The following is a 17,903-nucleotide window of genomic DNA, read 5'->3' as shown; positions in this document are numbered from 1 at the left end:
CCTTGGCCCAATACCAGAGCTCGGCTTGACTGGGCCAGAGTGACGCAACTGTAATTTCACTCGTGTCGTTCCGCCGCTCCGGCCAACGGCAATCGACGGGGACGCCAAGAGGGGCAGAGGAGGCGCGCCAGATGAGCGAGCTCTTTGAGCTGTTGATCGGTGAGGGCATCGAGGAGGAGGAAGAGGAGCTCGGCTGGCAGGAGCGCGCGCTGTGCGCCCAGACCGACCCCGAGTCCTTCTTCCCCGAGAAGGGCGGGTCCACCCGGGAGGCCAAGAAGGTCTGCCTGGCGTGTGAGGTCCGGGCCGAGTGCCTGGAGTACGCCCTCGCCAACGACGAGCGCTTCGGCATCTGGGGCGGTCTCTCCGAGCGCGAGCGCCGTCGCCTCAAGAAGAGCGCGGTCTGACCCCTCCCGCCGGGCGCCTCACCATTCGGTGGGGCGCTTTCGCGTGTCCGCGCCCTTTCTCCCCGCTCTTCACCCACACCGGGGGCAACCCGCTCGGCCGGAGCCGTTAGTGTGGTGCGTCATCTGCCGTCAAACCCGAACCGGTGGTCCGCGCACCCGATGACTGTCTACAGCCACCAGAGCGGCTTCTCCGCTGCCAGGCCGCCCGCGTACCCGCGCCATCTGGTCACCGCGGTGATCGTGTCGCACGACGGCGCCCGCTGGCTCCCGCAGGCGCTGTCCGGCCTGCTCGGCCAGGACCGGCAGGTGCAGCGCATCCTCGCCGTCGACACCGGCTCCACCGACAACTCCCCGCAGCTGCTGCAGGAGCACCTCGGCGACTGGCTGCCGGAGAGCGGCCCGATCGTCCTCGGCCGCCGGTCCGGCTTCGGCCGGGCGGTCGGCGAGGCGGTGTTCAACAGCGCCCCGCTGCGCCCCGAGGACCTCCCGTACAGCCTCGACCCGTCCGGCTACGACCCGGTGACCGGCGGTTGGGACGACTTCGGCGACCCGCTCGGCGCCGAGGACGAGCTGGGCCGCGGTGGCCCGCGGCAGAGCGAGCCGATCGAGTGGCTGTGGCTGCTGCACGACGACTGCGAGCCGCAGACCGACGCGCTGCGCCGGCTGCTCCAGGTCGCCGACTCCACCCCGAGCGCCGCCGTGGTCGGCCCCAAGCTGCGCAGCTGGTACGACCGCCGGCAGCTGCTCGAGGTCGGCGTGACCATCGCCCGCTCCGGCCGCCGCTGGACCGGGCTCGACCGCCGCGAGCAGGACCAGGGCCAGCACGACCAGGTCCGCCCGGTGCTGGCCGTGTCCACCGCTGGCATGCTGGTCCGCCGCGACGTGTTCGAGGAGCTCGGCGGCTTCGACAAGGCGCTCCCGCTGATGCGGGACGACACCGACTTCTGCTGGCGCGTCAACGCCGCCGGCCACCGCGTGGTGGTCGCCCCGGACGCGGTGCTCCGGCACGCCGAGGCCGCCAGCCGCGAGCGCCGCGCGATCGACTGCGCCGCCGCCCACCCGCACCGGGTGGACAAGGCCGGCGCCGTCTACACGCTGCTCGCCAACTCCAAGGGCAAGCTCTTCCCCTACATCCTGCTCCGGCTGATCCTCGGCACCCTGCTGCGGGTGGTCGCCAACCTGATCGGCAAGGACCCGCGGCAGGCGTACGACGAGATCGCGGGCCTCGGCCACGAGTTGATCCGGCTGCCCCGGCTGATGCTGGCGCGCAAGCGCCGCAAGCGGACCCGCGCGGTCGACTCGCTGGACGACCGCACGCTCTTCCCGGCTCCCGGCGCCACCGCCCGCCTGGCGGTCGAGAACGCCATCTCCTCGCTCGGCATCGGCGGCGGCGAGGACCCCGGCGCCGGCCGGCACGGCTCGGTCGAGTCCGGGCCCGGCGACGACGACGCCGACGACCTGGTGGTCGAGCAGTTCGCGCTGATCAAGAAGCTGGCCCGGCGCCCCGCCCCGGTCCTCTTCACCCTGCTGCTGGTCTTCGCGCTGGCCGCCGGCCGCAACCTGATCGGCTCCGGCTACCTGCAGGGCGGCGCCCTGCTGCCGGCCGCCGACGGCGCCTCCGGCCTGTGGTCGATGTACGCCGACGCCTGGCACCCGGTCGGCACCGGCTCCACCGCCACCGCACCGCCCTACCTCGCGGTGCTCTCGGTGCTCTCCTGGGCGCTGTTCGGCAACGCCGACCTCGCGATCACCCTGATCGTGCTGCTCTCGGTGCCGCTCGCCGCGGTCAGCGCCTACCTGGTCTCCCGCCCGCTGATCGAGTCCAAGCTGGTCCGCTCCTGGGCCAGCGCCACGTACGCGCTGCTGCCCGCCGCGACCGGCGCACTGGCCCAGGGCCGGATCGGCACCGCGGTGCTCGCCGTGCTGCTGCCGCCGCTGGCCCGCGCCGCGGCGATCACCGCCGGCCTCGGCATCCGCGCCGAGACCGCCGCCAAGGGCGCCCGCCCCGGCTGGCGGTCCGCCTGGATGACCGTGCTGATGCTCACCGTCTGCACCGCGTTCGTCCCGCTCACCTGGGCCATCGCCGTCCCGCTCTGCCTGGCCGCCCTGGTCCACGCGGTGCTGCGCGGCGGCGCCTTCGGCTCCGGCGGGCAGGCGCTGCGCCTGCTCGGCCTGCGCATCGCGGTGATCCTCGGCGTGCCCGTGCTGGCGCTCGCCCCCTGGTCGCTGCACGTCCTGCGGCACCCCTCGCGGCTGCTGCTGGAGGCCGGCGTGGCCGGCTTCAACGGCCCGGCCGCCAGCCCGCTCGGCCTGGTCCTGGTCAACCCGGGCGGCGCCGGCACCCCGCCGGTCTGGCTGTCCGTCGGCGTGGTGCTGGCCGCGCTCGCCGCCCTGCTGCGCGCCGACCGCCGCCGCGCGGTGCTGGCCGCCTGGGGCGCCGCCGCCGCCGGCCTGGTCTTCGCCGTCGCGGTGGCCGGCACCACGGTCTCCGCCGCCTCCGGCGGCCCCGGCTACGGCGCCTGGGCCGGCCCGGCCACCCTGCTCGCCGGTGTCGCCCTGCTCGCCGCCGCCGCGATCGGCGCCGACGGCGCCAACGCCCGCGTCTCCGGCATCGCCTTCGGCTGGCGCCAGCCGGTCGCCGCCCTGGTCGTCGCCTCCGCGGTGCTCGCCCCGCTGGGCACCGCCGCCTGGTGGGCGATCGCCGGCGCGGACGGCCCGCTGCACCGCGCCCCCGCCGCCCAGCTCCCGGCGTTCATCGCCGAGGAGGCCTCCACCGTCGACCGGGCCCGCACCCTGGTGCTGACCGGCGACGCGGACGCCGCCGCCGTCCGCTACGCCCTGGTTCGCGGCGCCGGGCTGGCCCTCGGCCAGGCCGAGGCCACCGTCGACGCCCACGCCGACCACGGCCTCGGCGAGCTCACCGGCAAGCTGCTGGCCGGCTCCGGCGGCGACCAGGCCCGCGCGCTGGCCGGCTACGGCATCGGCTACGTCGAGGTGAAGGACCCGATGATCGACCGGGTCGACGACGTGCTGGACACCACCCCCGGCCTGACCCGGCAGTCCAAGGACAACGGCGTCGCGCTCTGGAAGGTCACCGGCGCCCCCGGCACCCGTGCCGTGATCACCGCGCCGAACGCCGCGCCCGTCCCGGTCGCGGCCGGCGTCCACGACATCTGGACCGAGCTCCCGGCCGGCCCGGCCGGCCGCGTGCTGCGCCTCGCCGAGCAGGCCGACCCGAAGTGGCAGGCCACCCTCGACGGCACCCCGCTCAACCGGGTCACCGTCGACGGCTGGGCCCAGGGCTTCGAACTGCCCGCCGAGGGCGGCCAGCTCGACGTCACCCGCTCCGGCAGCCTGCCGCACACCGGCTGGGCCTGGGGCCAGCTGCTGATCGGCCTGACCGTCCTGGTGCTCGCCCTGCCCGGCCGGCGCAACCACAACGACGACGACCTCCCCGAGGAGGTGGTCGCCGCCCAGGCGCTGGCCGCCGCCGCGCAGGCCCAGGCGCCCGCCCCCGGCAGCCGCCGGGCCCGCCGGATGGCCGAGCGCGGCGAGGGGGAGGAGGGCGGCGACGCAGAGACCGGCGTGTACGCCGGCATCCCCGCCCAGGCCACCGCCGAGCCCGAGGCCGAGCCCGGCTACCAGGCCGCCGAGACCGGCTACGCCGACCCGTACCAGGCCGACCCCTACAGCCAGGCCGACTACGCCCAGGGCGACTACGCGCAGGGCGACCCGTACGCCCAGGGCGACGGGTACGGCTACGACCCGTACGCCCAGCAGCAGCCGGTCGGCGCGCCCTACCAGCAGCCCGGTCAGGACGACGGCTACGCCGACCAGTACGCGCAGTACGGCTACCAGCAGCAGGCCGCCCAGCCCGGCTGGGAGGACCCGTACGGGCAGCAGCAACAGCAGGCCTGGCTGCCCGACCAGCAGCAGCCCGAGCAGTACTACGACCCCAACGACCCCTACGGCGGCCGGCCCGGCCACCCCGGCCCGCACGGAACGGGGAACTGACCCGCGATGAAGAAGCCCAACCTGAAGGCCCCGAACCTGAAGGCCCCCAAGCTCAAGGCGCCCGACCTCGGTTCGATCGCCGGGGGCAGCCGCACGGGGCAGTCGCTGCTGGCCGGCGCCGCCGTGCTGGCGCTGGTGTTCGGCGTCGCCGAGCTGCGCTCCCCGGTCGCCCCCGCGGCGGCCGGCCGGGGCGGCGGCGCGACCACCACCCAGGTCGAGCGCACCGCGGTGGTCTGCCCGCCGCCCACCCAGGGCCTGATCGGCTCCACCACGTACTCCCTGTACACCCCGGTCGGGGCCACCGCCTCCGGCGGCACCGCCCAGCTGAACGACGTGTCCCCGCAGGCGGTCGCGGCCGCCATGGCCCCGCCGGCCGCCGCCTCGCCGCAGCCCGCGGGCTCCCCGCAGGCGTCCGGCTCGCCGCAGCCGGCCGGTTCACCGGCCGCGCCGCAGGCCGCGGGCGCCCTGGTGGCCGCGGCCAAGCCCGGCGTCCCCGCCACCGGCAACGCGACCAACGGCGAGAGCGCCCCCGGTGCCTTCGCGGTCGCCACCGGCGCGTACGCCCCGGGCTTCACGGTCGGTCAGACCACCGCCTCCGAGCAGGCCGGACCGGCCCTCTCCGGGGTCGGCTGCCTGCCCTCCGGCACCAGCTTCTGGTTCGCCGGCGCCTCCACCGCGGGCGAGCGGGTCGACTACGTCACCATCGTCAACGCCGAGACCGTCCCCGCCGTGGTGGACGTCCGGATGTACGGCGACAAGGGCCTGATCGACAACGAGCTCGCCTCCGGCATCGCCGTCGCCCCCGGCAGCTGGCAGTCCATCCGGCTGCCCGGTCTGACCAAGGGCCAGGTCAACGACCTCGCGGTCAACGTGGTGGCCCGCAGCGGCCGGATCGGCGCGGGCATCCGCGCCCTCGACGGCCCGCGCGGCGCCGACTGGCTGCAGCCCTCGGCCGACCCCGCGGCCGCCGTCACCATCCCCGGCCTGCCTGGCGACACCGCCACCGCCCGCCTGGTGGTCGCCGCCCCGGCGGAGGACGACGCCGACCTCAAGGTCCAGGTCTCCGGCAAGAACGGCTGGTTCACCCCGGCCGGCCACGAGACCCTGCACGTCAAGGCCGGCATGACCACCGCGGTCGACCTCGGCCAGATCACCCGCGGCGGCGAGGCCAGCGCGATCCGCCTCAGCCCCAGCGACCCGGCGCACCCGACCCCGGTCGTCGCCGGCCTGCGCGTCGACCGCACCAACAAGGGCAAGTTCGAGGCCGCCTGGATCTCCGGCGCCGCCCCGATCGGCCCGCGCGCCTCGATCGCCGACAACCGGGCCGGGCAGTCCCAGCTGCTGCTCACCGCGGTCGAGGGCGAGGCCAAGGTCCGGGTCTCCTCCTCGGCCGGCACCGGCGGCGGCACCCCCGCCACCAAGGAGGTCCAGATCCCGGCGGGCGCCACCGTCGCGGTCGAGGGCATCGACCCGGCCGGGCTGAACGGCACGTACGGCATCACCCTGGAGACCCTCTCCGGCGGGCCGGTGGTCGCCGCCCGGATCCTCACCGTCCCGGTCAAGGACACCCCGGCCTTCACCATCCAGCCGCTGCGCGACGACCGTTCCACGGTCCGCATCCCCACCACGGTGGACGACCCCGGGGTCGTCCAGTAGTCGGCGGGGGTGTGCGCACCGTCCCGGTGCGCACACCCCCGCAGGCCTCACTCCTCGCCGTACCGCGGGTCGATCGCGTCGGGGGACAGCCCCAGCAGCTCGGCGACCTGCTCGATCAGGATCTCGTGCACCAGCGCCGCCCGGTCCTCCCGCGACTTCGCGCGGATCTCCACCGGCCGGCGGTAGACCAGGATCAGGCTGGGCCGCCCCTGGTGCGCCGGAATCACCCGCCCGAGCGGCACCCCGTCCGGGTCCGGCTCGCCCTTGCCGGGCAGCGGGACCTCCTCCACCGCGAACTCCACGTCCGCCAGCTGCGGCCAGCGCCGCTCCAGCCGCTCCACCGACTCGCGCACGTAGTCGTCGAAGAGCTCGGACCGGGTCAGCGAGATCGGTACCTGCGGCGGCGCCAACGGGCCGCGCAGGCCCCGCCCGTGCCGGTCGCGGTGCCGCGGCCGACGCACCGGCCCGCCGGGTGACTGGGGTGTCGAGGGTGTCGAACTGTCCATATCAGTGTCGAGAGTAGTCCTTGTGTGCCCCAAAGTGGACCACCCCGGCACAGCGCGTAGCGGTGCGCCGGGGGCCGGTGAGACACGCGGGGACGGGGGAGGTCTTCGCGGCCCGGTCAGGAGTGCGGTACCGTCCACCCTCGTGAGCTCTGTACGTCGTTGTTCGCGGACCGCGTGCGGCCGTCCGGCCGTGGCGACGCTGACGTACGTCTACGCCGACTCCACCGCCGTGCTCGGCCCGCTCGCCACCTACGCCGAACCGCACTGCTACGACCTGTGCGCCGAGCACGCCGAGCGCCTCACCGCCCCGCGCGGCTGGGACGTGGTCCGGCTCGCCGCCGACGCCGGCCCGCTGCGTCGCACCAGCGACGACCTGGAGGCGCTGGCCAACGCCGTCCGCGAGGCGGCCCGCCCGCAGGAGCGCACCCCGCGCCAGCCGGGCCCCCAGGAGACCGAGGCGGGCCGCCGCGGCCACCTCCGGGTGCTCCGCTCGCCCGACTCCTGAACGAACCGTTCCCGTCCGCCGGGTACAGTGCCCTCGACCGAGCACGACGTACATCCGGGAGCATTCAGGTGCGGGACCTCAAGCAGCTTGTGAAGGCCTACGACGTCCGGGGCGTGGTGCCGGACCAGTGGGACGAGTCGTTGGCCCGCGCCTTCGGTGCCGCGTTCGTCCAGGTGCTGGGCGCCTCCGCGGTGGTCGTCGGCCACGACATGCGGCCGTCCTCGCCGTCCCTCTCCCGGGCGTTCGCCGAGGGTGCCGCCGCGTACGGCGCGGACGTGGTCGAGATCGGCCTGTGCTCCACCGACCAGCTGTACTACGCCTCCGGCAGCCTGGACCTGCCCGGCGCGATGTTCACCGCGAGCCACAACCCGGCCCAGTACAACGGCATCAAGCTGTGCAAGGCCGGCGCCGCCCCGGTCGGCCAGGACACCGGCCTGGCCGAGATCCGCGAGCTGGTCGAGTCCTGGCTGGACGAGGACGGCAAGGTGACCGTCCCGGTCGTCGACGCCGCCACCGGCTCGCTCTCCTCCCGCGAGACCCTGACCGGCTACGCCGACCACCTGCGCTCGCTGGTCGACCTGACCGCGATCCGCCCGCTCAAGGTCGCGGTCGACGCCGGCAACGGCATGGGCGGCCACACCGTGCCGACCGTCTTCGAGGGCCTGCCGCTCGACCTGGTCCCGATGTACTTCGAGCTGGACGGCACCTTCCCCAACCACGAGGCCAACCCGCTCGACCCGAAGAACCTGGTCGACCTGCAGGCCAAGGTCCGCGAGGTCGGCGCCGACCTCGGCCTCGCCTTCGACGGCGACGCCGACCGCTGCTTCGTGGTGGACGAGAACGGCGACCCGGTCTCCCCGTCCGCGATCACCGCCCTGGTCGCCGAGCGCGAGATCGCCCGCGCCCGCGAGGCCGGCGAGGAGCAGCCGACGATCATCCACAACCTGATCACCTCCTGGACCGTCCCCGAGGTGGTCCGCGAGCTCGGCGCGAACCCGGTCCGCACCCGGGTCGGCCACTCCTTCATCAAGCAGGAGATGGCGGAGAGCGACGCCGTCTTCGGCGGCGAGCACTCCGCGCACTACTACTTCCGCGACTTCTGGCGCGCCGACACCGGCATGCTCGCCGCGCTGCACGTGCTCGCCGCGCTCGGCGGCCAGCCGCAGGCGCTGTCCGCGCTGACCGCCCGGTACAACCGCTACGCGGCCTCCGGCGAGATCAACTCCACCGTCGCCGACCAGGCCGAGCGCACCGAGGCCGTCCGCGCGGCCTACGCGACCGGCGAGGACGTCACCGTCGACGAGCTCGACGGCCTGACCGTGGCCGGCCCCGACTGGTGGTTCAACCTCCGCGCCTCCAACACCGAGCCGCTGCTGCGCCTCAACGTCGAGGCCAAGGACGAGGCCCGGATGGCCGAACTGCGCGACGGCGTGCTGGCGATCGTCCGAGCCTGACCCCGGCGCGCGCACCCCGGCCGGTAGGGTTGCCACCGGCCGGGGTACGTCTATGTCCCGGGCCCGAAGTCCCGAGCCCCGCCCCGCACGACCACTTGGAGCCCGACCACCATGAGCCTGCCGCCCTTCCTGCTGGAGATCCTGGTCTGCCCGCAGTGCCACGCCCCGCTCGCCGAGAGCGGTTCGGACGAGGCCGGCGAGCTGCGCTGCACCGGCGAGAGCTGCGGCCTGGTCTACCCGGTGCGCGACGGCATCCCGGTCCTCCTGGTGGACGAGGCCCGCCGCCCCTCCTGACCGTCACGCAGCCGCTGGAGGCGAAGCCGCATGCTCGACGACTCACTGCTCGACGACCCGGCCGCCCTACAGCGCGCCGACCGCCAGCACGCGCTGCTCGCCCTGGCCGGGGCGGGCGCGCGGGTCCGGATCGCCCTGCGGCTGGCCGAGGCCGCCGGGCTGAGCTCGCTGCGCCCCGACGGCCGCCCGCGCGCCGTCCTGGTGGCCGGCCACGGCAGCGCGCTGACCGCCGCCGCCGTGCTCGCCGCCCTGGCGGCGCCCAGCAGCCTGGTCCTCCCGCTGCCTCCGGCCGGCACCCGGCCGTCCGCGCCGTACTTCACCGACGGCCAGTCCTGGGTGCTGCCGGGCTGGGCCGGCCCGCTCGACCTGATCGTGCTGGCCAGCTCCGCCGGCCGCGAGGGCGGCCTGATCAACCTCGCCGAGCAGGCCTACGCCCGGGGCTGCGCGATCGCCGTGATCGCCCCCGAGCGCAGCGACCTCCTCGAAGCCGCCCAGCAGGTCCGCGGACTCCCGCTGCCGTTCGCGACCAGTCAGGTCGAGGAGGGCGAGGACAGCCCCGAACCCGACCTGCCGGTCGAGGACCCGGCCGCGCTCTGGGCCTACCTCACCCCGCTGCTCGCCCTCGCTGACCGGGTCGGCGCGGCCCAGCTGGCCCCCGGCGCGCTGGAGGCGGCGGCCGACCGGCTGGACGAGGTCGCGGTCCGCTGCCGGCCCGACGCCGAGGCGTACGGCAACCCGGCGAAGGGCCTGGCCGGCCAGCTCGCCGAGACCGTCCCGCTGCTCTGGGCGGACGGCCCGACCACCGCCGCGGCGGCCGAGCGCTTCGCCGCGATGCTCGCCGACCAGGCCGGCCTGCCCGCCCCCACCGGCCGGCTCCCGCAGGCGCTCACCGCGCACCGCGGCATGTTCACCGGCCGGCTCGGCGCCGTCGGCGGCGACCTGGACGACTTCTTCCGCGACCGGGTGGACGAGCCCGGGCCGCTCCAGCTCCAGGTCGTGCTGCTGCGCCACACCCCGGGCGTGGACGAACTGTCCGAGCCGGGCTACGCGGTCGCCCGGGCCCGCCGCCTCGCCGACGCCCACGAGGTCCGGTTCACCGACTACACCTCCAGCGTGGAGGACCCGCTGCAGGCGCTGGCCGAACTGATCGGCCTGACCGACTTCGCCGCCGTCTACCTCGGCCTCGCCACGAAGGGCTGATCCGGGGTCACGGTAAGGTCCCCTCGTCACAGCGTCGCAGCATTCGCAGGCGGAGGGACCTTTAGCGTGAGTACCGAAGGCGGCACCAAGGCACTGGTCGCGGCACTGTCCGCGAACCTGGGCATCGCGCTCGGCAAGTTCGTGGCGTTCGCGTTCTCCGGTTCGTCCTCGATGCTCGCCGAGGGCGTGCACTCGATCGCCGACTCCGGCAACCAGGTGCTGCTGCTGGTCGGCGGCAAGCGCGCCCAGCGCGAGGCCACCCCCGAGCACCCCTTCGGCTACGGCCGCGAGCGGTACGTCTACGCCTTCCTGGTCTCCATCGTGCTGTTCAGCGTCGGTGGCATGTTCGCCGTGTACGAGGGCTACGAGAAGATCGCCCACCCGCACGAGCTGGACAACTGGTACTGGCCGGTCGGCGTGCTGGTCTTCGCCATCGCGCTGGAGGGGTGGTCGTTCCTGACCGCCTACCGCGAGGCGAGCAAGGACAAGGGCGGCCACAACTGGTCCTCGTACATCCGCCGGGCCAAGGCCCCCGAGCTGCCCGTGGTGCTGCTGGAGGACACCGGCGCACTGATCGGCCTGGTGCTGGCACTGCTCGGCGTCGGCCTGACCGTGATCACCGGGGACGCCGTCTGGGACGGCATCGGCACCCTCTGCATCGGCCTGCTGCTGATCCTGATCGCGATCGTGCTCGCGCTGGAGACCAAGTCGCTGCTGATCGGCGAGTCCGCCCACCACGAGGTGGTCACCGAGATCCGCGACGCGCTGGTCGACCACGACTCGGTCACCGACGTGATCCACATGCGCACCCTGCACCTCGGCCCCGAGGAGCTGCTGGTCGCCGCGAAGATCGGCGTCAACGCGGAGGACAGCGCCGCCCAGATCGCCGAGGCGATCGACCTCGCCGAGGCCCGGGTCCGCCGGGCCGTGCCGATCGCCCGGGTGATCTACCTGGAGCCGGACATCTACAGCGAGGAGAAGGCCGCGGCCGGCCCCGACGCGGACGCCACCCCGGGCGGTCCGGCCAGGAACGCGCACTGACCCCGGGCCCCTCGGTGTAGATTCGTCTATCAGAGCAAAACGTCGCTGCTGATGGCGGTCGATCGGCGCGCAGCCCGCGCCGGCCGAGGGAGAGAGGTCCTCCGACGGATTGTGCCGCAGCAGAGGGCCGCCCACGTGCCCCTCTGCCGCCCAGCACACCCGTTAACCAAGGCCCATGCAGCGAGGAGTTCCCCGCATGTCGAACACCACCGGTGACTTCAAGGTCGCCGACCTCTCCCAGGCCCCGTTCGGCCGCAAGGAGATCCAGCTCGCCGAGCACGAGATGCCCGGCCTGATGTCGATCCGCGCCGAGTACGCCGCCTCCCAGCCGCTGGCCGGCGCCCGCATCACCGGCTCGCTGCACATGACCGTGCAGACCGCCGTGCTGATCGAGACCCTGACCGCGCTCGGCGCGCAGGTCCGCTGGTGCTCCTGCAACATCTTCTCCACCCAGGACCACGCCGCCGCCGCCATCGCGGTCGGCCCGAACGGCACCCCGGACGACCCGCAGGGCGTCCCGGTCTTCGCCTGGAAGGGCGAGACCCTGGAGGAGTACTGGTGGTGCACCGAGCAGGCGCTCACCTGGCCGAACGGCGAGACCCCCAACATGATCCTGGACGACGGCGGTGACGCCACCCTCCTGATCCACAAGGGCGTCGAGTTCGAGAAGGCCGGCGAGGCCCCGGACCCGTCCACCGCCGACAACGACGAGTACCGGATCATCCTGGAGCTGCTCAACCGCACGCTCACCGAGTCCCCGGCCAAGTGGACCGAGGTCGCCTCCACCATCAAGGGCGTCACCGAGGAGACCACCACCGGCGTCCACCGCCTGTACGAGATGCACCGCGACGGCAAGCTGCTGTTCCCGGCCATCAACGTCAACGACTCGGTCACCAAGTCGAAGTTCGACAACAAGTACGGCTGCCGCCACTCCCTGATCGACGGCATCAACCGCGCCACCGACGTCCTGATCGGCGGCAAGGTCGCGGTCGTCTGCGGCTACGGCGACGTCGGCAAGGGCTGCGCCGAGTCGCTCCGCGGCCAGGGCGCCCGGGTCATCGTCACCGAGATCGACCCGATCTGCGCCCTCCAGGCCGCGATGGACGGCTACCAGGTCACCACCCTGGACGAGGTCGTCGAGACCGCCGACATCTTCATCACCACCACCGGCAACAAGGACATCATCCTCGCCTCCCACATGGCGCGGATGAAGCACCAGGCCATCGTCGGCAACATCGGCCACTTCGACAACGAGATCGACATGGCCGGCCTCGCCCAGCTCCCCGGCGTGGTGAAGACCGAGGTCAAGCCGCAGGTCCACGAGTGGCGCAAGGCCGACGGCCGCACCATCATCGTGCTCTCCGAGGGCCGCCTGCTGAACCTCGGCAACGCGACCGGCCACCCGTCCTTCGTGATGTCCAACTCCTTCGCGAACCAGACCATCGCGCAGATCGAGCTGTTCACCAAGACCGAGCAGTACCCGATCGGCGTCTACGTCCTCCCGAAGCACCTGGACGAGAAGGTCGCCCGCCTCCACCTCGACGCCCTCGGCGTCAAGCTCACCACCCTCACCCAGGACCAGGCCGACTACATCGGCGTCCAGGTCGAGGGCCCGTACAAGGCGGACCAGTACCGCTACTGACCCCCGATGTGACGGACGGCCGGTGCACACCCCCGTGGGTGCACCGGCCGTCCGGCGTCCGCCGCCCTGAGGCAGCACCGTGGCCCTAGGGCAGCACGTCGGTCGTCCACCGGGTCTCGTCCATGCCGAGCAGACCCACCTTGCTCAGCCATCCCGCCGGACCGCCCACCGGGTCGAGCATCGACTTCTCCTGCGCGACGCGCACGCAGACCTTGAGCCCGTTCTCGGACCGGCAGGTCCCCGGGTCGCTGTCCCCGAGCGGCGCCGGCGGCCGGTCGGTGATCTCCGGGTGCGGGTCCGGGCGCTCGCCGTCCGGCGTGATCGTGGTGGAGAAGTACTGGCCGGGACCGGCCGCGTAGTTGAGCTGCATGGTCCACCACTGCTGACCGCGGATGTTCTCCCGCTCGAACGACCCGCTGCTCAGGGTGAAGCTCTTCGGCGCCTGGGTGAAGGTGGCCGGCAGCGGAACCGAGTGCCGGCCGACCACGGCCTTCTCGGCGACCTTGTGCACCACCTGGTCCGAGTCCGCCCCGCTCAGGTACAGGAAGTAAAGCTCCAGCCAGCGACCCTCCGGGCCCTGCCAGTACAGGGCGCCGTTCCGGTGGTCGCCCGCCGCCGTCACCAGGAAGGCCGTCCGGCCGTTCACCGGCGCCACGTCCTGCCGCACGCCCATCGCGCCGAGCGGTGACTTCCCGGCATCGGGCACCACCCCGGCCGCGAAGACCTTCAGCGTGAGCCGCGGACCGATGCTGTCGGCCGATTCGCCGCGGACCGTCGTCTCGTACGGGGACAACTGGTAGTGCACGGCGTTGGCCTCCGCGGGCAGCCAGCCGAAGTCCGCGTCCACCGTCAGCGGGTCCTTCCCGTTGACCGGCGCCGCGGTCACCGGTGCGGCGCCCGCCGCCGCACCCCCCGACGGCTGCGGAGCCGTCGAGGGCAGCGCCGACGGCGACGCGCTGACCGTCGGCGCCGCCGGTGCCGGAGCACCGGACGGCCGCAGCGACAGCACCGCGCTCCCGGTCAGGACCACGGCCATCGCCGCGCCCACCGCGGCCAACCGCCGCCGACGCAGCCGGACCTGCCCGGTCCGCACCGCCAGTGCCACGTCCACCGTGCTCTCGGGGGACGGAGCCTCCGTCAGCCCTGCCATGAGCTCGCCAAGACCACTCACCTCGCTCATCCCTCGAACCCCCCTGCCACACGCAGCGCGGCCGACAGCCGCAGCGCACCCAGCGCCCGCGAGCTCTGGCTCTTCACGTTGCCGCTGGAACAGCCCATCGCCTCGGCGGTCTGCTCCACCGACAGGTCGCAGTAGTACCGGAGCACCACCGTGGCCCGCTGCTTGGGCGGCAGCGCCGCCAGCGCCTGCCGCAGATCCATCGACACATCCAGATCCGTCCCCGCCGTCACCCCGTCCGGGGTCTGCGCCGAGGTCCGGGTCCGCCTGCGCCACGACGAGCGCTGCTCCGCCAGGAAGGTGTTCACCAACACCGTCCGGGCATAGCCGTCCAGGTTCTCCGCCCGGGCCGCCCGGGCCCAGTTGGTGTACAGCTTGGTGATGCTCTCCTGGACCAGATCGTCCGCCCGGTGCCAGTCCGAACTGAGCAGATACGCCACCTTGCGCAGCCACCCCGCCCGGGAGGCCACGTACGCGGTGAACTCGGCGTCGCGCGACTGCTTCGCCATCCCCGGGGCCCCTCCCTCCCTCGTCCGGCGGCGCCCACTGCCACCGCTGCCCCACTGATGCGGCGGGACCGCCGGAAGGTTGCATGCGAATCCGCGGCGGCCCCCGCCCCCGTCGCCCCCGTAGGCTTCGACCATGCCGAACGGCCGCTACGCACTCCACGACACCCACGACCACACCCCGCTCGGCGAGGAGCGCTTCAGCTGCGCCCCCGGCGCCGCCGGCTGGCGCTACGTCTCCAAGACCTACGCCCCGGACGGCACCGTCCTCGCCACCACCGACCTCACCCTGGACTCCCGCAGCCGACCGCTCCGGCTCGAACTGCGCTCCGGGGGCTGGCAGGTGCGCGGCGGCGCGGTCGACGGCGTCGCCTGGGTCCGCGCCGCCGCCGATGACCCCCGCGCCGAGCACGCCACCGAGGGCCACGACCGCGCCCACGGCTTCACCGGCACCTCACCCGGCTTCCTGGTCGCCACCGCCCGGCTGCTCCGCCTCGACGTCGGCGCCAGTTCCCGCGTCCGCCTGGTCTCCTTCACCGGCGACGCGCTCGCCCCGCGCACCCTCGACCAGGGCTGGCTGCTCGAAGCGGTCGACACCCACGACACCGACAGCGGACCGCTGCACGTCGAGCGCTACCAGGTCGCCGACCTGGAGACCGGCGAACAGCAGATCGTCCACCTGGCCGGCGACGTGGTCCTCGCCGCCGCCGGCCTCGAACTCGAAGAACTCGAGTCCCCGCCCAACCCCTGGCCCACCGACTTCGCCGGCTGACCCCGCCCCCTCACGCCCCCGTCACGCCGGCGGTGCGAACCCGCCGGCCGACGGCTCCGGCGCGGACTGCTCCACCGGCGCCGTCACCGGAGTCGCCTGCACCGGCGGCGTCGACGCGGGCTGCGGCGCCGGATACCCCAGCACCCGGACCGGAGGCCCGCCCGGCTGCGACGGCTGCGGCTGGACCTGCGGCTGCTGGACCTGCGGCTGGGGCACCGGCTGTCCGTACCCCTGCTGCCCGCCGTACCCGGGCGCCTGCCCGTACGCCGGCTGCCCGCCGTACCCGGGCGGCTGCCCGAACGGCGCCGCGTACATCTGCGGGATCTCGCCCGCCGCGGTCGCCCGGACCCACTCGCGCCGCTGCCGTTCCACCAGCACCGCACCCAGGTACGCCGCCGGGGGCACCCCGTACGGCACCGGACGCCCCGTGTGCGCCGTCAGATCGGTCGCCAGCTGCTGCGCCATCGCCGCCGCCACCGCCGGATCGAGCTGCCGCATCCGGCCCAGGTACTGACGGACCGCCAGCCACAGCCGGTCCGGCACCGCCGAGACCTCCAGCGAGAGCAGGTCGGCGCTCAGCGCGTTCAGCAACTGCGGCGGCACCGGCGGCAGGACACCCTGCTCCCGCGCCACCCGCGGCAGCCGCTCCCGGACCACCAGCGTCCCGGCGAACACGTCCCCCAGCCGACGCCCCTGCGGCGAGACCAGCGAGCTGACCACCGCCGGGACCCCCATCAGCCCGAAGTCGACCACCCCGACCAGGCCGCGCACCAGCGCGTGCCGGAAGCGGATCGGCCCGCCGTCCACCCGCACCACCCGCAGGCCGAACGCCGCCTTCCCCGGCGACCGCCCCTTGCTCAGCGTCTCCACCACGACCGGTACCACCACCACGAGGAGGACGAACACGGACAGCGCGATCGCCTCGACCGCCGCCTCGTCCACGGTCTCCAGCAGCATCGAGAAGACCACGGCCAGGACGAACCAGGCGACCACCTGGATCACGCCGTCCAGCAGCCGGGCCAGAGCCCGGCTCGGCAGCTTGGCCTCCCGAAGCCCGAGGACGACCGCCTCGCCCGTCACCAGGTCGCTCACCGCACCCACCCGTCCTTGTTCCCCCGGCCCCGCCGACCCACCTGGTCGGACGGCCACCGCGCGGTCCGACCCCCGCGATCTCAGGCGCAAACATACGGTGGCCCGTCCGGCCCGGGAAGCCCGGACCGCCCACCGAACCCCGGGCCCGCTCTGGCAAGCTAGGGCCACCCCGCGCCCACCCGCGTCCCCGGCCGGGCCGCAGTCCTTCGCCTCCGCACCACAACAGCCCTGGAGTGAGCCGCATATGGACCTGGACGTCTTCGTCGCCGCCCACCAGGCGGAGTGGCACCGTCTGGAGGTTCTCAGCAAGCGGCGCAGCCTCGACGGCGAGGAGGCGGACGAACTGATCGCCCTCTACCAGCGGGCCACCAGCCACCTCGCCCAGGTCCAGGCGAGCGCACCGGACCCGGTGCTCGAAGGCCGCCTCACCACGCTGGTCGCCGGCGGCCGCAGCGCCGTCACCGGGGCCCGCACCGCCTCCTGGCGCGACGCCGGCCGCTACTTCGCCGTCAGCTTCCCCGCCGCGCTCTACCGCTCCCGCCGCTGGTGGGTGCCGATCGCCGTGGTCTCGCTGCTCCTGAGCGCGCTGATCGCCTGGTGGATCTCCAGCCACCCGGAGGTCCGCGACTCGATAGCCCCACCCGACTACATCCAGGAGCTCACCAAGCCCGGCGGCGCCTACGAGTCCTACTACTCCGAGCACCCCGCGACCGCGTTCGCCGCCCGGGTGTGGACCAACAACGCGTGGATCGCCGCCCAGTGCCTCGCCTTCGGCGTCCTGCTCGGCCTGCCCGTGCTGTACGTCCTCCTGGAGAACGTGCTGAACCTCGGCGTCGGCATCGGCCTGATGGCCTCCGCCGGCCGACTCGACCTCTTCCTCGGCCTGCTCCTGCCGCACGGCCTGCTCGAACTCACCGCCGTCTTCGTCGCCGCCGGCCTCGGCCTGCGCCTGGGCTGGACCGTCATCGACCCCGGCCCGCGCACCCGGGCCGCCGCCCTCGCCGAGGAGGGCCGCTCCGTCATCGGCATGGCCATCGGCCTGGCCGCCGTCCTCCTGGTGACCGGCGTCCTCGAAGCCTTCGTGACCCCGTCGTCCCTGCCGACCTGGGCACGCATCGGCATCGGCGTGGTCGCCGAGGTCCTCTTCCTCCTCTACGCCCTCGTCCTCGGCCGCCGCGCCGCCGCCCTCGGCGAGGTCGGAGACGTCGAAGCCGCCGACCGCGCGGACCTCCGCCCGACGGCCGCGTGAACAGGTACCCCCTCTGACCTGCTAGTCTGATGATCAGCGCGGGAGAACCATTGACGTGATTCACCCGCACTAGTAGGTTTGAACGGTTGGGAGCAGCTGGACAAAGGCTGGATCCTGGCGTAGTGTCAACGACACGGTCGAGCCGAGGCTGCGCGTCCTTCAGGACGCAGGCGCCCGGTGTAGATCCAAACCACCTGAACTGAGCAGTGAAAAGCTTTTGATAAGCTTCTCCGCGAAGTGAAGGAAATCCCTCCAGCGGGAATTCAGAGAAACGAAAGCCGGTTAAAACGGCCGGAGCGGATCTGATAAGCTGGAAACACGAAAGAACGAAGCGCCCGGAGGGCCCGCTGGAAGGCGGTCCGAAGGAAGCGTCCGTTCCTTGAGAACTCAA

At 73.7% G+C, this 17,903-nt stretch carries 15 protein-coding genes; 11 read left to right on the top strand and 4 right to left on the bottom strand.

All coding sequences use genetic code 11. The features are described 5' to 3' along the window. Positions 1-131 precede the first annotated feature (131 nt). The 3 genes from ACGFX4_RS38140 to ACGFX4_RS38130 all read left to right on the top strand — a co-directional run bounded on the left by ACGFX4_RS38140 (position 132) and on the right by ACGFX4_RS38130 (position 6,074). On the top strand, positions 132-404 hold the full coding sequence (locus ACGFX4_RS38140; RefSeq protein ID WP_033255587.1) for a WhiB family transcriptional regulator: 273 nt from the start codon (positions 132-134) through the stop codon (positions 402-404). Between the two features lie 159 nt (positions 405-563). Next, positions 564-4,418, top strand: a complete 3,855-nt coding sequence (locus ACGFX4_RS38135; protein ID WP_393085129.1) for a glycosyltransferase — start codon at positions 564-566, stop codon at positions 4,416-4,418. Positions 4,419-4,424: 6 nt separating this feature from the next. Continuing rightward, positions 4,425-6,074, top strand: a complete 1,650-nt coding sequence (locus ACGFX4_RS38130) for a DUF5719 family protein (protein ID WP_393085126.1) — start codon at positions 4,425-4,427, stop codon at positions 6,072-6,074. A gap of 47 nt (positions 6,075-6,121) precedes the next feature. Here the strand turns inward: ACGFX4_RS38130 and ACGFX4_RS38125 are convergent, their stop codons facing one another. After that, positions 6,122-6,580 carry a metallopeptidase family protein gene (locus tag ACGFX4_RS38125; protein WP_393085123.1) on the bottom strand — a complete coding sequence of 153 codons (459 nt, stop codon included), beginning with the start codon at positions 6,578-6,580 and terminating at the stop codon, positions 6,122-6,124. 142 nt (positions 6,581-6,722) lie between these two features. Here ACGFX4_RS38125 and ACGFX4_RS38120 point away from each other — a divergent pair, with 142 nt between their 5' ends. The 6 genes from ACGFX4_RS38120 to ahcY all read left to right on the top strand — a co-directional run bounded on the left by ACGFX4_RS38120 (position 6,723) and on the right by ahcY (position 12,716). Then, complete coding sequence (locus ACGFX4_RS38120) at positions 6,723-7,085, top strand: DUF3499 domain-containing protein (RefSeq protein ID WP_393085120.1); 363 nt, start codon at positions 6,723-6,725, stop codon at positions 7,083-7,085. Between the two features lie 62 nt (positions 7,086-7,147). Beyond that, a complete protein-coding gene (locus ACGFX4_RS38115; protein WP_393085176.1) occupies positions 7,148-8,539 on the top strand; it encodes a phosphomannomutase/phosphoglucomutase in 1,392 nt (463 codons plus the stop codon). 111 nt (positions 8,540-8,650) lie between these two features. After that, positions 8,651-8,833: a Trm112 family protein gene (locus tag ACGFX4_RS38110; protein WP_345697390.1), complete on the top strand. Its 183-nt coding sequence runs from the start codon at positions 8,651-8,653 to the stop codon at positions 8,831-8,833. A 30-nt stretch (positions 8,834-8,863) separates the two neighbouring features. Further along, a complete protein-coding gene (locus ACGFX4_RS38105; RefSeq protein WP_393085117.1) occupies positions 8,864-10,033 on the top strand; it encodes an SIS domain-containing protein in 1,170 nt (389 codons plus the stop codon). A 66-nt stretch (positions 10,034-10,099) separates the two neighbouring features. Next, positions 10,100-11,074: a cation diffusion facilitator family transporter gene (locus ACGFX4_RS38100; RefSeq protein ID WP_345697388.1), complete on the top strand. Its 975-nt coding sequence runs from the start codon at positions 10,100-10,102 to the stop codon at positions 11,072-11,074. A gap of 196 nt (positions 11,075-11,270) precedes the next feature. Beyond that, positions 11,271-12,716 (top strand): adenosylhomocysteinase, encoded by a 1,446-nt coding sequence (gene ahcY / locus ACGFX4_RS38095; protein WP_393085114.1) that lies wholly within the window; start codon positions 11,271-11,273, stop codon positions 12,714-12,716. An 85-nt stretch (positions 12,717-12,801) separates the two neighbouring features. Here the strand turns inward: ahcY and ACGFX4_RS38090 are convergent, their stop codons facing one another. Together ACGFX4_RS38090 and ACGFX4_RS38085 are read right to left on the bottom strand one after the other, a co-directional pair. After that, positions 12,802-13,866, bottom strand: coding sequence for a hypothetical protein (locus ACGFX4_RS38090; protein ID WP_393085111.1), 1,065 nt, complete (start codon positions 13,864-13,866; stop codon positions 12,802-12,804). Positions 13,867-13,892: 26 nt separating this feature from the next. Continuing rightward, positions 13,893-14,402 carry a SigE family RNA polymerase sigma factor gene (locus ACGFX4_RS38085; protein WP_393085108.1) on the bottom strand — a complete coding sequence of 170 codons (510 nt, stop codon included), beginning with the start codon at positions 14,400-14,402 and terminating at the stop codon, positions 13,893-13,895. Between the two features lie 133 nt (positions 14,403-14,535). Here ACGFX4_RS38085 and ACGFX4_RS38080 point away from each other — a divergent pair, with 133 nt between their 5' ends. After that, positions 14,536-15,171, top strand: a complete 636-nt coding sequence (locus ACGFX4_RS38080) for a hypothetical protein (RefSeq protein WP_393085105.1) — start codon at positions 14,536-14,538, stop codon at positions 15,169-15,171. 21 nt (positions 15,172-15,192) lie between these two features. On the opposite strand, the gene ACGFX4_RS38075 is transcribed toward ACGFX4_RS38080, so the two are convergent. Further along, complete coding sequence (locus tag ACGFX4_RS38075; RefSeq protein ID WP_393085102.1) at positions 15,193-16,263, bottom strand: RDD family protein; 1,071 nt, start codon at positions 16,261-16,263, stop codon at positions 15,193-15,195. 244 nt (positions 16,264-16,507) lie between these two features. Between ACGFX4_RS38075 and ACGFX4_RS38070 the strand changes: the two genes are divergently transcribed. Further along, positions 16,508-17,512 (top strand): stage II sporulation protein M, encoded by a 1,005-nt coding sequence (locus ACGFX4_RS38070; RefSeq protein WP_393085099.1) that lies wholly within the window; start codon positions 16,508-16,510, stop codon positions 17,510-17,512. Positions 17,513-17,903: the final 391 nt, after the last annotated feature.

Source organism: Kitasatospora sp. NPDC048365 (assembly GCF_043200835.1).
Taxonomy (GTDB): domain Bacteria; phylum Actinomycetota; class Actinomycetes; order Streptomycetales; family Streptomycetaceae; genus Kitasatospora; species Kitasatospora terrestris.
Note: the sequence above shows the minus strand (reverse complement) of the source record. Positions and strands in the feature narration are given on the sequence as shown.

Excerpts from the sequence above, each read along its gene's own strand:
- ACGFX4_RS38105 (WP_393085117.1), top strand. The coding sequence starts at position 8,864 with ATGCTCGACGACTCACTGCTCGACGACCCGGCCGCCCTACAGCGCGCC.
- ACGFX4_RS38140 (WP_033255587.1), top strand. The coding sequence starts at position 132 with ATGAGCGAGCTCTTTGAGCTGTTGATCGGTGAGGGCATCGAGGAGGAG.
- ACGFX4_RS38080 (WP_393085105.1), top strand. The coding sequence starts at position 14,536 with ATGCCGAACGGCCGCTACGCACTCCACGACACCCACGACCACACCCCG.
- ACGFX4_RS38125 (WP_393085123.1), bottom strand. The coding sequence starts at position 6,580 with ATGGACAGTTCGACACCCTCGACACCCCAGTCACCCGGCGGGCCGGTG.
- ACGFX4_RS38110 (WP_345697390.1), top strand. The coding sequence starts at position 8,651 with ATGAGCCTGCCGCCCTTCCTGCTGGAGATCCTGGTCTGCCCGCAGTGC.
- ACGFX4_RS38090 (WP_393085111.1), bottom strand. The coding sequence starts at position 13,866 with ATGGCAGGGCTGACGGAGGCTCCGTCCCCCGAGAGCACGGTGGACGTG.
- ACGFX4_RS38130 (WP_393085126.1), top strand. The coding sequence starts at position 4,425 with ATGAAGAAGCCCAACCTGAAGGCCCCGAACCTGAAGGCCCCCAAGCTC.
- ACGFX4_RS38070 (WP_393085099.1), top strand. The coding sequence starts at position 16,508 with ATGGACCTGGACGTCTTCGTCGCCGCCCACCAGGCGGAGTGGCACCGT.
- ACGFX4_RS38085 (WP_393085108.1), bottom strand. The coding sequence starts at position 14,402 with ATGGCGAAGCAGTCGCGCGACGCCGAGTTCACCGCGTACGTGGCCTCC.
- ahcY (WP_393085114.1), top strand. The coding sequence starts at position 11,271 with ATGTCGAACACCACCGGTGACTTCAAGGTCGCCGACCTCTCCCAGGCC.
- ACGFX4_RS38135 (WP_393085129.1), top strand. The coding sequence starts at position 564 with ATGACTGTCTACAGCCACCAGAGCGGCTTCTCCGCTGCCAGGCCGCCC.